Source organism: Streptomyces sp. TRM70350, assembly GCF_019219825.1.
Taxonomy (GTDB): Bacteria; Actinomycetota; Actinomycetes; order Streptomycetales; family Streptomycetaceae; genus Streptomyces.
This window is the reverse complement of the sequence record NZ_JAHUXH010000005.1, coordinates 98,312-111,885: the sequence shown is the minus strand read 5'-3', so window position 1 is coordinate 111,885 and position 13,574 is coordinate 98,312. Positions and strand designations below refer to the sequence as shown.

Genomic DNA, 13,574 nt, shown 5'->3' with positions numbered 1-13,574 from the left:
AGGTGCTGGAGGATCCGTGGACCTGTCCCTGTCGACCGAGACCATCGGCGATCGCACGATCGTCAGGGTCGGTGGCGAAATCGACGTATATACCGCGCCCAAGCTGCGCGAGCAGCTGGTCGAGCTGGTGAACGACGGCAGTTTCCACCTCGTCGTCGACATGGAGGGCGTGGACTTCCTCGACTCCACCGGGCTCGGCGTGCTGGTCGGCGGCCTGAAGCGGGTGCGTGCCCATGAGGGCTCGCTCCGCCTGGTCTGCAACCAGGAGCGCATTCTGAAGATCTTCCGTATCACCGGCCTCACCAAGGTGTTCCCCATTCACACCTCGGTCGAGGAAGCGGTGGCGGCCACCGACTGATCACCGGCCCGGGCCGAGGGCCCGGGGCGGCAGATTCGAAGACGGGGGCTGGGCCTTCGGCGGCCTGGCCCCCGAGCACGCCCGTAGCTCCGAGGGGGATGCATGGCCACCGTCGAACTCCGCTTCAGCGCGCTGCCCGAGCACGTCAGGACCGCCCGACTGGTGGCGGCCGCGGTGGCACGCAGGGCCGGGGTGGACGAGGCCGTCCTCGACGAGGTCCGGCTCGCCGTGGGCGAGGCCTGCTCCCGTGCCGTGGGACTGCACCAGATCAGTGGGATCACGGCGCCGGTGAAGGTGGCGCTGATCGAGGAGGAGAAACAGTTCTCCATCGAGGTCGGCGACGAGGCGCCGCACGCCCCGACCGGGGTCCGGACGGCCGGCGAGGCCGTCGAGGACCCCGACGCGGAGGCCGAGGAGGACGAGATGGGCCTCGCGGTCATCAGCGGCCTGGTCGATGACGTCGAGGTCACCGCGGGGGAGGAGGGCGGGCTGATCCGTATGACCTGGCCGACCACGCCGCCGCCGACCGCGGTGCTCCCCTGACCGCCGTCACTCCACTGGAGTAATCGCTGCGAGGGCCCTGCTGAGCAGGGCCCTCGTTGTTTTGCGCGGGAAGCGGGGCCGGAATTCGTGAAGGAATTCACGATCAGTGGTGGAGCAATGGGCTGATCAGCGGCCCCGGAATTCGATCAAGCATCCACACGGCTGGGGCATTACCACTTTCGGGTTCGATGGCTTCCTGCGATCATTTGCGGTGAAGCAGGTGAAGCAAGGGACGACGAATTCCGTTTGCCGCGCCCTGTTTTGATCAGGACCGGCTCCCTACAATCCGTCCACATCTTGAGCTCAGCCCAAGCGTCAAGGAGGACGAATGGCGGGGCTTTCTACCCCTCGGTTGGACCATCCGGACCACTCCACAACCTTCGCGGCCGCAGTGCTGACCGACGACAACCGCGTCATGGTGATGGTCATTGCGGCCGTCGCTCTGGCTGCGCTCGTGGTCGCCGGCGTGCTGCTGCGCCAGGTGCTCGCGGCGGGCGAGGGCACCGACAGCATGAAGAAGATCGCGGCGGCCATCCAGGAAGGCGCGAACGCCTATCTGACCCGGCAGCTGCGCACGCTCGGCATATTCGCCGTCGTCGTGTTCTTCCTGCTCATGATGCTGCCCGCGGACGACTGGAATCAGCGCGCCGGGCGCTCGGTGTTCTTCCTGATCGGCGCGGCGTTCTCGGCGGCCACCGGCTATATCGGCATGTGGCTCGCGGTCCGCAGCAATGTGCGGGTCGCCGCGGCCGCCCGGGAAGCGACTCCGGCGGCGGGTGAGCCGGAAAAGGATCTCACCCTTGTCTCGCACAAAGCCATGAAGATCGCTTTCCGTACGGGCGGCGTCGTCGGCATGTTCACGGTGGGGCTCGGTCTGCTGGGCGCCTCCTGTGTGGTGCTGGTCTACACGGCCGACGCGCCGAAGGTGCTGGAGGGCTTCGGCCTCGGGGCGGCCCTCATCGCGATGTTCATGAGGGTGGGCGGCGGCATCTTCACCAAGGCCGCCGACGTCGGCGCCGACCTGGTCGGCAAGGTCGAGCAGGGCATTCCGGAGGACGATCCGCGCAATGCCGCGACCATCGCCGACAACGTGGGCGACAACGTCGGCGACTGCGCGGGCATGGCGGCCGACCTGTTCGAGTCCTACGCCGTGACCCTGGTCGCCGCGCTGATCCTGGGCACAGCGGCCTTCGGCAACTCCGGGCTGGCGTTCCCGCTGCTGGTCCCCGCGATCGGCGTGATCACCGCGATGATCGGCATCTTCGCCGTGGCCCCGCGGCGCGCCGACCGCAGCGGGATGAGCGCGATCAACCGCGGCTTCTTCATCTCCGCGGTGATCTCGCTGGTCCTGGTGGCGATCGCCGCCTTCACCTACCTGCCGTCGTCGTACGCCGAGCTCGACGGCGTCACCGATGCCGCGATCCAGGCCAAGGACGGCGACCCGCGGATCTTCGCGCTCGTCGCGGTGGCCATCGGCATCCTGCTCGCCGCCGTGATCCAGCAGCTCACCGGTTACTTCACCGAGACCAACCGGCGCCCGGTGAAGGACATCGGCAAGACCTCGCTCACCGGCCCCGCCACCGTCGTCCTCGCCGGTATCTCCGTCGGCCTCGAATCGGCCGTCTACACCGCCCTGTTGATCGGCCTCAGCGTCTATGGGGCCTTCCTGCTCGGCGGTACGTCGATCATGCTGGCGCTGTTCGCCGTCGCGCTGGCCGGTACCGGTCTGCTCACCACGGTCGGTGTGATCGTCGCCATGGACACCTTCGGGCCGGTCTCCGACAACGCGCAGGGCATCGCCGAGATGTCCGGCGACGTCGAGGGCGCGGGCGCGCAGGTGCTCACCAACCTGGACGCCGTGGGCAACACCACCAAGGCCATCACCAAGGGCATCGCCATCGCCACGGCCGTCCTCGCGGCGGCGGCGCTCTTCGGGTCGTACCGTGACGCGATCACCACCGGCGCACGGGACGTGGGTGAGCAGCTCACCGGTGAGGGCGCGCCTCTGACGTTGGCGATGGACATCTCGCAGCCCAACAACCTCGTCGGCCTCATCGCGGGCGCGGCGGTCGTCTTCCTCTTCTCCGGACTGGCGATCAACGCCGTGTCGCGGTCGGCGGGTTCGGTGGTGTTCGAGGTGCGGCGGCAGTTCCGCGAGCGGCCCGGGATCATGGACTACACCGAGAAACCGGAGTACGGCAAGGTCGTCGACATCTGTACGAGGGACGCGCTCCGGGAGCTGGCCACACCCGGTCTGCTCGCCGTCATGGCGCCGATCTTCATCGGGTTCACGCTCGGCGTCGGCGCGCTCGGCGCCTATCTGGCGGGCGCGATCGGGGCCGGCACGCTGATGGCGGTGTTCCTCGCCAACTCCGGCGGCGCCTGGGACAACGCCAAGAAGCTCGTCGAGGACGGCCACCACGGCGGCAAGGGCAGCGAGGCGCACGCCGCCACGGTGATCGGCGACACGGTCGGCGACCCCTTCAAGGACACCGCAGGACCGGCGATCAACCCGCTGCTGAAGGTGATGAACCTGGTCGCGCTGCTCATCGCGCCCGCCGTGATCAAGTTCAGCTACGGCGACGACGCGCATCTCGGCGTACGGATCCTGATCGCCGTACTCGCCCTGGTCGTGATCGTCGGGGCGGTGTACGTCTCCAAGCGGCGCGGCATCGCCATGGGCGACGACAACGCCGAGCCGAGCGCCAAGTCGGCTGACCGGGCAGTGGTTTCGTAGCTCGTCGCACCCGGCTCGACCCAAGGGGCGGGCGGGGGGCGCGCATTGGCGCGTCACCCGCCCGCCCTGTTGTGTGCACGCCCGCGCCGTGAGCCTTCTCTCTCCTGGTGCAAATGCCTGCAATGCGGTGAATATCGGACGTTAGTCATACGTTTGCCGTCCGCTTGGCGTGTATGTTCCGGGGCCGAGAGCCATGGAAGGGACCAATCCGGTGAACAAGAAGCTCGCGGCCGCACTGTCCGGCGGTGCGGTACTGGTACTGGCGCTGTCGGGATGCAGCGGCGACGACAGCAACGAGAAGCTGGATGCCTGGGCCAAGCAGGTCTGCGACGCCGTACAGCCGCAGGCCAGGAAGATCGCGGCGGCCAATTCCGCGATCCAGAAGGAGACCTCGGACAGCAGTACACCGGAAGAGGTCCAGAAGACCGACGCACAGGCCTTCCAGGACATGTCCGACGCCTACAAGGCGATCGGCGCCGCCGTGAACAAGGCCGGGGCGCCCGACGTCGAGAACGGCGAGAAGAAACTGCAGGACGCGGTCAAGGAACTCAACGGCATCTCCTCCTCCTACGCCTCCCTGAAGAAGCAGGTCGACGACCTCGACACCAAGGACCAGGCGAAGTTCGCGGACGGCCTCAAGGACATCGCCACCGAGCTGGACAAGCTCAGCCAGAGCGGCAGCGACGCGCTGACCACCCTGGAGGAGGGCGAGGTCGGCCAGGCGATGGCCCGGCAGGAGAGCTGCAAGAGCGCGTCGTCCTCGCCGTCGGCCACCCAGGGCTGACGTTCGCGGCGACCGGGCCGCACGGTCACAATGGGGGCGTGAGCAACGCCAGCCTCTCCGCCCCGCCCGCCACCGACCGTCCCGACGTCACCGCGCGGCTGCGGGAGGCCCTCCTGGGGGCCGCCTTCACCGCCGACGGACTGCTCGAACTGCTCGGCGCCCCCGCGTACGCGGCGCTGGCGCGCAGCGAGATCGTTCCCGCGCTGCGGGCGACACGCGGCGACACGCCGCTGGAGATGCTCGTACGACTGTTCCTGTTGCAGCAGCCCGTGCCGCACGCGCGCGTAGAGGGCGTTCTGCCCGTCGCCGCGTGCCTGGAGAGCGGGTGGCTGACGAGCGTCGGCGGCGACGAGGTCGCGGCCACCGTCGACGTACGGCCGTACGGCGGGCTCGACGGCGAGGACTGGTTCATCGTGTCCGACCTCGGCTGCGCGGTCGGCGGTGCCGGGGGCATCGGGCGCCGGGAGGAGGGTGTCGTCCTGGGCGTCGGCGGCGCGTCGACCACTCTCGCCGGGATCACGGTCCGTACGCCCGTCTCCTCGGCCCTGGACCTGGGCACCGGGTCCGGCATCCAGGCGCTGCACGCCGCACAGCACACCACGCGCGTGACGGCGACCGACGTCAACCCGCGCGCGTTGCACATCGCCGCGCTCACCCTCGCACTGTCCGGCGCCCCGGCCGCGGACCTGCGCGAGGGCTCGCTCTTCGAGCCGCTGTCGGACGACGAGAAGTTCGACCTGATCGTGTCGAACCCGCCCTTCGTGATCTCTCCCGGCACCCGGCTGACGTACCGCGACGGCGGCATGGGCGGGGACGATCTGTGCCGCACGCTCGTTCAACGGGCGGGGGAGCGGCTGAACGAGGGCGGGTTCGCGCAGTTCCTGGCCAACTGGCAGCACGTGGAGGGGGAGGACTGGCAGGAGCGGCTGCGGTCGTGGGTGCCGCACGGGTGCGACGCGTGGATCGTGCAGCGCGAGGTGCAGGACGTCACGCAGTACGCCGAGCTGTGGCTGCGCGACGCCGGCGACCACCGGGGTGACGTGGCCGAGTACCAGGCGCGGTACGACGCCTGGCTGGACGAGTTCGAGGCGCGCAAGGTGCGGGCGGTCGGGTTCGGGTGGATCACCCTGCGCAAGCGGGGAGCCGCGGTGCCCTCGATCACCGTGGAGGAGTGGCCGCATCCGGTCGAACAGCCGCTCGGCGCCACGGTCCGGGCGCACTTCGAACGGCTCGACTACCTGCGGTCGCGGGACGACGCGGCCCTGCTGGAGGAGCGCTTCCGGCTGGCCGCCGAAGTGGTGCAGGAACAGGTCGGGCTGCCCGGCGCGGAGGACCCCGAGCACGTCGTACTGCGGCAGAACCGGGGGATGCGGCGGGCCACCAAGGTGGACACGGTGGGCGCTGGGTTCGCGGGCGTGTGTGACGGGTCGCTGACCGCGGGGCGCATCCTGGACGCCATCGCCCAACTGGTGGGTGAGGATCCGGTGTTGCTGCGCGATCGGACCCCGGCGCAGATCCGGTTGCTGGTGGAGCAGGGCTTCTTGGAGCCGGCGGGGTGAGGTGAGTGGGGGCGCGCGGGGGTGGGCTGTGCGCCGTGAAGGGGGCGCTCGCGATGCGGGGGGCGACCGTGCACGACGTGGTGGTGCACGAGGGGGCTGCCGTGGATCGTCATGGAGTAGGTGCCCGAGGCGGTCGATCTCCGGGCGGCCGCACGGTCGCACGGTCGTGCGTTGTGCGATCGTACGGAGTCCGGGGCGCTGCCGTCCGCAGAGGTGCCCGCATCGGCCTCGCTGTACTCGACGCGATCACCGCGGGCGCCGGATCGGCATCCTCCACAGGGACGTGAAACCGGCCAACATCCGTCGGCGTCCGACGCTTCCGGCGCACCGTACGCGCGCGTGCTGCTCACCGACTACGGCGGCGCCCTCCAGCCCGGATCCCGCGACCCCCGCATCACCGCGGCTGCCGCATCACCGCGACTTCGGGCATCCCCGGTGAGAGGAGCCGGAGAGCTGCACGGAGGCGGGCGGTGCCGCGACGTGCCTGGTGTTCGGGCGGCATGCTGCGACAGACGGCGAGGTCGGGACGCGGCACGGCGCCGGGTGCGCTCCGAGCGGCCCGATCATGGTCTGAGCATGGCTGAAGACAGGCTGCTGAGGAACGGCTGCTGAAAAAACTTTCGAAGACCCGGCGGGACGGATCCAGGCCGTGGCCGAAAGCAGACGCACCGCCCCGTCGATCTCCCGTTCACGTCAGGTTCGCCTGGACGCAGCCCGTGCGTGTCAACCTCCCGGGCAGTGGACACACGCCGACGGGAAGAGGGGCACGGGGAGCCATGGAGAGCGGACCGGCGATCTTCGCGGGAGTGGTGTTCGCCCTGTTCGGAAGCGGCCTGCTGGTGTGGACGGCGGCCCGGGTGCGCCGCCGCGAGCCCGTCGCCCTCGGTGTGAGCCCCGTCGCATCGGCGACCCTCGCGAGCATCGCCGCGGTGCTCGCGCTGACCCTCGGAGCCTGGTGCTTCACCCAGGTCTGAAACCGAGGACGCGTTCCACCTGGGGTAATCGGTAGCACACGCTCCGGATAGACCCGATCGGATCGGTGGACACGCCGGGCGGCAGGAAGGGCGGTAGTCGGGTTACCGTTCGAGTGGCCGTTGCGGGCTTTTCCCGTTTGACACGGGGGCGGGATGTACCGTCACACTCCGCAGCGTCACCAGCGAGTGAGCCAAGAAGGTGCCCTGACCCCGGGAGCAAGGCCTGGGGAGGCCCCAGCGTCGACCGGAGAGAAGAGCGAAGTTGTCCCCGACCAGCGAGACCGCACAGGGCGGCCGCCGACTCGTCATCGTCGAGTCGCCTGCCAAGGCGAAGACGATCAAGGGCTACCTCGGCCCCGGCTACGTCGTCGAAGCGAGCGTCGGGCACATCCGCGACCTCCCCAACGGCGCCGCGGAGGTGCCCGAGAAGTACACCGGCGAGGTCCGCCGCCTCGGCGTGGACGTCGAACACGACTTCCAGCCCATTTATGTGATCAACGCGGACAAGAAGGCGCAGGTCAAGAAGCTCAAGGACCTGCTGAAGGAGTCCGACGAACTCTTCCTCGCCACCGATGAGGACCGGGAGGGCGAGGCGATCGCCTGGCACCTCCAGGAGGTTCTCAAGCCGAAGATCCCGGTCAAGCGCATGGTGTTCCACGAGATCACCAAGGACGCGATCCGGGAGGCCGTGGCCAACCCGCGCCAGCTCAACCAGAAGCTCGTCGACGCCCAGGAGACCCGCCGCATCCTCGACCGTCTCTACGGCTACGAGGTCTCGCCGGTGCTGTGGAAGAAGGTCATGCCGCGGCTGTCGGCGGGCCGCGTCCAGTCGGTCGCCACCCGGCTCGTGGTCGAGCGGGAACGCGAGCGCATCGCGTTTCGTTCTGCTGAGTACTGGGACCTGACGGGCACTTTCGCGACCGGCCGCGCGGGGGATTCGTCGGACCCGTCGTCGCTGGTCGCCCGCCTGCAGACCGTCGACGGCAGGCGGGTCGCGCAGGGCCGCGACTTCGACTCCCTGGGACAACTCAAGAGCGCGAACACCCTCCACCTCGACGAGGCGAACGCCCGCGCCCTCGCCGCCGCCCTGGAGGACACCCGGTTCTCCGTCCGGTCGGTCGAGTCCAAGCCGTACCGCCGCTCGCCGTACGCCCCGTTCCGCACGACGACGCTGCAGCAGGAGGCCAGCCGCAAGCTCGGCTTCGGCGCGAAGGCGACCATGCAGATCGCGCAGAAGCTGTACGAGAACGGCTACATCACGTACATGCGTACGGACTCCACGACCCTGAGCGACACGGCGGTCGCCGCCGCCCGCTCGCAGGTCACGCAGCTGTACGGCGCCGACTACCTGCCCCCGCAGCCACGGACGTACGCCGCGAAGGTCAAGAACGCGCAGGAGGCGCACGAGGCGATCCGACCCTCGGGTGATCGTTTCCGCACGCCCGCCGAAACGGGTCTGACCGGCGACCAGTTCAGGCTCTACGAGCTGATCTGGAAGCGGACGGTCGCCTCCCAGATGAAGGACGCGACCGGCAACAGCGTGACCGTGAAGATCGGCGGCACCGCGGCCGACGGGCGGGACGTCGAGTTCAGCGCGTCCGGCAAGACGATCACGTTCCACGGCTTCCTGAAGGCCTACGTCGAGGGCGCCGACGACCCGAACGCCGAGCTGGACGACCGCGAGCGCAGGCTGCCGCAGGTCAGCGAGGGCGACCCGCTGACCGCCGAGGAGATCACCGCCGACGGGCACGCGACCAAGCCGCCGGCCCGCTACACCGAGGCGTCGCTGGTCAAGGAGCTCGAAGAGCGCGAGATCGGCCGTCCGTCGACGTACGCGTCGATCATCGGGACGATCCTCGACCGCGGCTATGTGTTCAAGAAGGGCACGGCACTCGTCCCGTCCTTCCTGAGCTTCGCCGTGGTCAACCTCCTGGAGAAGCACTTCGGGCGGCTCGTCGACTACGACTTCACCGCCAAGATGGAGGACGACCTCGACCGCATCGCGCGCGGTGAGGCGCAGGCGGTGCCGTGGCTGAAGCGGTTCTACTTCGGTGAAGGCACGGGCGGGGGCGGCGCCGCGGACGCCGGCAACGGCGACGGGGACCACCTCGGCGGCCTCAAGGAGCTGGTCACCGACCTGGGCGCGATCGACGCGCGCGAGGTGTCGTCGTTCCCGGTGGGCAACGACATCGTGCTCCGCGTCGGCCGCTACGGCCCGTACATCGAGCGCGGCGAGAAGGACTCCGAGCAGCACCAGCGGGCCGACATCCCCTCCGACCTGGCGCCGGACGAGCTGACCGTCGAGCTCGCGGAGGAACTGCTCGCCAAGCCGAGCGGCGACTTCGAGCTGGGCACGGACCCGGCGACCGGCCACACGATCGTCGCCAAGGACGGCCGCTACGGCCCGTACGTCACCGAGGTGCTGCCCGAGGGCACGCCGAAGACCGGCAAGAACGCCGTGAAGCCGCGTACGGCCTCGCTGTTCAAGTCGATGTCGCTGGACACGGTGACGCTGGAGGACGCCCTCAAGCTCATGTCGCTGCCGCGGGTCGTCGGCACGGATTCGGACGGCGTCGAGATCACCGCACAGAACGGGCGCTACGGGCCGTACCTGAAGAAGGGGACGGACTCCCGGTCGCTGCAGTCCGAGGACCAGATCTTCACGATCACGCTGGAGGAGGCGCAGGCGATCTACGCCCAGCCCAAGCAGCGTGGCCGCGCGGCCGCCAAGCCGCCGCTGAAGGAACTCGGCGAGGACCCGGTCAGCGGCAAGCCGGTGGTCGTCAAGGACGGTCGCTTCGGTCCGTACGTCACCGACGGCGAGACCAACGCGACCCTGCGCTCCGGCGACAGCGTCGAGACGATCACTCCGGAGCGCGGCTTCGAACTGCTCGCCGAGAAGCGCGCGAAGGGGCCGGCCAAGAAGACGGCGAAGAAGGCCGCCGCCAAGAAGGCTCCGGCGAAGAAGGCGACGACCGCGAAGAAGACCGCCGCCAAGAAGACCACAGCGGCGAAGACGACGACGGCGAAGAAGACAGCGACCGCGAAGAAGACGGCCGCGAAGAAGGCGACGGCTGCCAAGACGACGTCGGAGGACTGAGTCAGGAGCGCCGGTGCACCGGGCCGGTCCGCCTCGTTCGGCAACGGCCCTTCCTCCACCACGTGTTCGCGAAACGTACGCCCCGGCATCACATCGGTGTCGGGGCGTGCGGACGTTCGGGCGGCCGCACTGGAGTGTCGGTGCGGCCCGATAGGCTGAAAGCATGACGCGAGCCGAGCAGCCAACGGCCCATCACCCGGCCCCCGACGACGCCCTGGTCGCGGACTCCCGCGAGCGTGCCGTGCGCGCGCTGCTGCGCCGCCCACAGCTGAAGCGGCTGTGGAGCGCGCAGTTCGTCAGCGGCATCGGTGACGTGCTCGCGCTCCTGGTGCTGGTCGTCCTCGTCCTCCAGGCGGCGATCGCCGAGGGGTCCTTCGGCGGTGGGTACCGGGGCGTGGCGTTCGCGGTGGCGACCGTCTTCGGGGTGCGCATCCTCGCGACGCTGCTCTTCGGTGCCGTACTCCTGGGCCCGCTCTCCTCGCTCACCTCGCAGGACGGTCCGCTCGACCGCCGCTGGACCATGGTCGGCGTGGACGGGCTGCGGGCCGCGCTGCTGATCGTCGCGCCGCTGTGGATCGACTGGACTCCGGACGACGCGCTCGCCGTGCTGCTGGTGACCGTGTTCGTCACCGGTGTCGCCGAGCGGTTCTGGACGGTGTGCCGCGAGAGCGCCGCGCCCGCGCTGCTGCCCGCGCCGCCGCCGGAGGGCGCGACGGTACGGCCGCTGCCGGACCACATGGACGCGCTGCGCCGCCTGTCCCTGCGTACGAGCTTCGTGGCCGTCCCCCTCGCGGGTGCCGCGCTGGTCGTCGCGGGATTGTTCAACAATCTGCTCGGTGCCGGGATCGACTGGTTCGCCCAGCACCAGGCGGCCCTCGCCTCGTACGTCGCGGCGGGTCTGTTCGCCGCGTCCTTGTCCGTGCTGACCTTCCTGGAGGTGCCCGGCACGCGCACCCCGCGCGCGCGGTCCCCGCTGGAGGGGCTGCGCCGCCCCCGGACGGCCGCGGGTGCCGACAAGGGCCGTACGGGCGCGATGCCGCTGCTGGTGCTCTCCTGCGCGGCCGTCGCCGGCGCGGTGGCCGCCGTCGTCGCGGTGTCCGTGCTGCACGCCAAGGACCTGGGTGGCGGCCCGGTGACGTACGGGCTGCTGGTGTGCCTGCTCACCGGCGGTGTCGTCGCCGGTGTCCGTACGGCACCGAAGGTGCTGGTGTCGCTGTCGCGGCGCCGCCTGCTCGCGCTGGCGATCGCCTTCACCGGCGTCGCCTTGCTGGCCGCCGGGCTCGTCCCGGACGTCGCCACCGTGCTGCTGATCGTCGCGCTGGCCGGTGTCGGCGCGGGCGTGGCCGCCAACACCGGGCACACGCTGCTCGACCAGGAGGCCGAGGACTTCCGGCGGGCCCGCACGACCGAGCACCTGCACGCGGTGGTGCGGGTCTTCGTGGCGCTCGGCGCGCTGATCGCACCCATGGTGGCGGCGCTGATCGGGCCGCACCGGCTGGAGAGCGGCAAGTTCGTCTTCGCGCACGGTGGGGCGGCGTTCACGCTGATGCTGGTCGGGGCGCTGCTGCTGCCGGTCGCCGCGCTGGTGCTGGCCAAGCTCGACGACCGCTCCGGGGTGCCGCTGCGCCAGGACCTGCGCCATGCGCTGCTCGGCGGCGACGACCCGGAGCCGACGCCCGCCGCCTCCGGGTTCTTCATCGCCCTGGAGGGCGGCGACGGCGCCGGGAAGTCCACCCAGGCCGAGGCGCTCGCCGAGTGGATCAGGGCCAAGGGCCACGAGGTCGTGCTCACCCGCGAGCCGGGGGCGACGCCGGTGGGCAAGCGGCTGCGGTCGATCCTGCTGGACGTCTCCAGCGCAGGCCTCTCGCACCGCGCGGAGGCGCTGCTGTACGCGGCGGACCGCGCCGAGCACGTGGACACCGTGGTCCGGCCCGCGCTGGAGCGGGGTGCCGTCGTGATCTCCGACCGGTACATCGACTCGTCGGTGGCCTACCAGGGGGCGGGCCGTGACCTGTCCCCGGCCGAGATCGCCCGCATCAACCGCTGGGCGACCCATGGTCTCGTCCCCCACCTGACGGTCCTGCTGGACGTCTCGCCGGAGACCGCGCGGGAGCGGTTCACGGAGGCACCGGACCGGCTGGAGTCGGAGCCGGCCGAGTTCCACGCGCGCGTGCGGTCCGGCTTCCTGACGCTGGCCGCGGCCGACCCCGGGCGGTACCTGGTGGTGGACGCCGGGCAGGAGCCCGAGACCGTCACGACCGTCATCCGGCACCGGCTCGACCAGATGCTGCCGCTGTCCGAGGCCGAGGTGAAGGCCCAGGAGGAGGCGCGCCGCAAGGCCGAGGAGGAGGCCCGCCGCAAGGCCGAGGAAGAGGCCGCCCGCAAGGCCGAGGAGGAGCGCCTGGAGCGGGAGCGCCAGGAGCAGCTCGCCCGGCTGCGTGCCGAGGAGGAGGAGCGCAAGCGGCGCGAGCTGGAGGAGGCGCAGCGGCGCGAGGCCGAACGACAGGCGGAGGAGGCCCGGCAGCGCGCCGAGGAAGCACGCCGCCGCGCCGAGGAGGAACGGGCCCGGCTCCTCGCCGAGGAACAGGCGCGGGCCGAGGAGGAGGCCCGCCGCAAGGCCGAGGAGGAGCGGCGCCGCCGGCAGGCCGAGGAGGAGGCCCGGATTCGGGCCGAGGCCGAGGCACGCCGCCTGGAGAAGCAGCGCAAGGCCGAGGAGGCGCTGCTGCGGGCCGAGGAGGCACGCCGGGCGGCCGAGCAGGCCGCGGCGGCGGCAGCGGCGGGGCCCCTGCCGCCGACGGCCCTGGCCACGCCGGCGGTGCCGCCGGACGCGGCGACTGTGCCCACGCCGGTGGTGACGCCGACGAACGCGTCGGGCGGGCCCGTGGAGGACACGGCCGTGCTGCGGCCGGTACGGCCCGGGGCCGAGGGCCCGGACGCCGGGGCCGACGCGGGGGCTGCTGCCGGGGGTCCTGATGGCGAGGTGACCGCGGAGTTGCCGCAGCCGGGGGCGGCTGCGGGGACGGGGGACGAGACGGCTGTGCCGCCGCCTGTCGGGCCGTCGGGCGCGGCGGACGAGACTGCCGTACTGCCGCCGGTGGGGCGCCCTGGGGCAGGGGAGAACGCGCCGAGCGAGCCCCCGCACGCCGCCGACGAGACCGCCGTACTGCCGCCGGTCGTGCCCGGTGCGGCGGACGAGACCACGGTGCTGCCACCCGTGCGGGGTGAGGATCCTTCCGATCGGGTGCCGCCCGGGTTCTTCCGGGACGAGCGGCCGGGGGCGGGTCCGGACGGGACCGAGGACCGTACGCGCGAGCTGCCGCAGGTCGACGCCGACGGCAGGCCGCAGCGGCGGCCGCGGCCGGACTGGGCCGAGGAGACCCCGCTGGACGATCTGCCGTCGCTGGCGGACGAGCTGCTCGGGCCGCACGAGGAGGAGTACGACGACGAGCAGGACCGGCGGGGCAAGGGGCGCGGGCGCTGACGTACCCCGGCGGGGCCGGAGCGAGCCGCCCGTTGTCA

The 13,574-nt window shown here is 71.2% G+C and carries 8 protein-coding genes; all 8 read left to right on the top strand.

Features of this window, described 5'->3' with window-relative positions; translation table 11 throughout:
• The first annotated feature begins 16 nt into the window (after window positions 1-16).
• The 8 genes from bldG (at window position 17) to tmk (ending at window position 13,536) form a co-directional block, all read left to right on the top strand.
• A complete protein-coding gene (gene bldG, locus KWI83_RS10185; protein ID WP_024885807.1) occupies window positions 17-358 on the top strand; it encodes an anti-sigma factor antagonist BldG in 342 nt (113 codons plus the stop codon).
• Between the two features lie 102 nt (window positions 359-460).
• Entirely contained in the window at window positions 461-901 is a 441-nt protein-coding gene (locus KWI83_RS10180; RefSeq protein ID WP_218513991.1) for an ATP-binding protein, read from the top strand.
• A gap of 328 nt (window positions 902-1,229) precedes the next feature.
• Window positions 1,230-3,638, top strand: a complete 2,409-nt coding sequence (locus tag KWI83_RS10175; RefSeq protein WP_218513990.1) for a sodium-translocating pyrophosphatase — start codon at window positions 1,230-1,232, stop codon at window positions 3,636-3,638.
• A 193-nt stretch (window positions 3,639-3,831) separates the two neighbouring features.
• The gene (locus tag KWI83_RS10170) at window positions 3,832-4,422 is read left to right on the top strand and encodes a small secreted protein (protein ID WP_218513989.1); all 591 of its coding nucleotides are present in this window, start codon (window positions 3,832-3,834) and stop codon (window positions 4,420-4,422) included.
• 38 nt (window positions 4,423-4,460) lie between these two features.
• Window positions 4,461-5,981, top strand: a complete 1,521-nt coding sequence (locus KWI83_RS10165) for a class I SAM-dependent methyltransferase (protein ID WP_218513988.1) — start codon at window positions 4,461-4,463, stop codon at window positions 5,979-5,981.
• Window positions 5,982-6,757: 776 nt separating this feature from the next.
• Complete coding sequence (locus KWI83_RS10160) at window positions 6,758-6,955, top strand: hypothetical protein (RefSeq protein ID WP_218513987.1); 198 nt, start codon at window positions 6,758-6,760, stop codon at window positions 6,953-6,955.
• A 262-nt stretch (window positions 6,956-7,217) separates the two neighbouring features.
• Complete coding sequence (gene topA / locus KWI83_RS10155; protein ID WP_218513986.1) at window positions 7,218-10,055, top strand: type I DNA topoisomerase; 2,838 nt, start codon at window positions 7,218-7,220, stop codon at window positions 10,053-10,055.
• 163 nt (window positions 10,056-10,218) lie between these two features.
• Window positions 10,219-13,536, top strand: a complete 3,318-nt coding sequence (tmk, locus tag KWI83_RS10150; protein WP_218513985.1) for a dTMP kinase — start codon at window positions 10,219-10,221, stop codon at window positions 13,534-13,536.
• The last annotated feature ends 38 nt before the right edge of the window (window positions 13,537-13,574 follow it).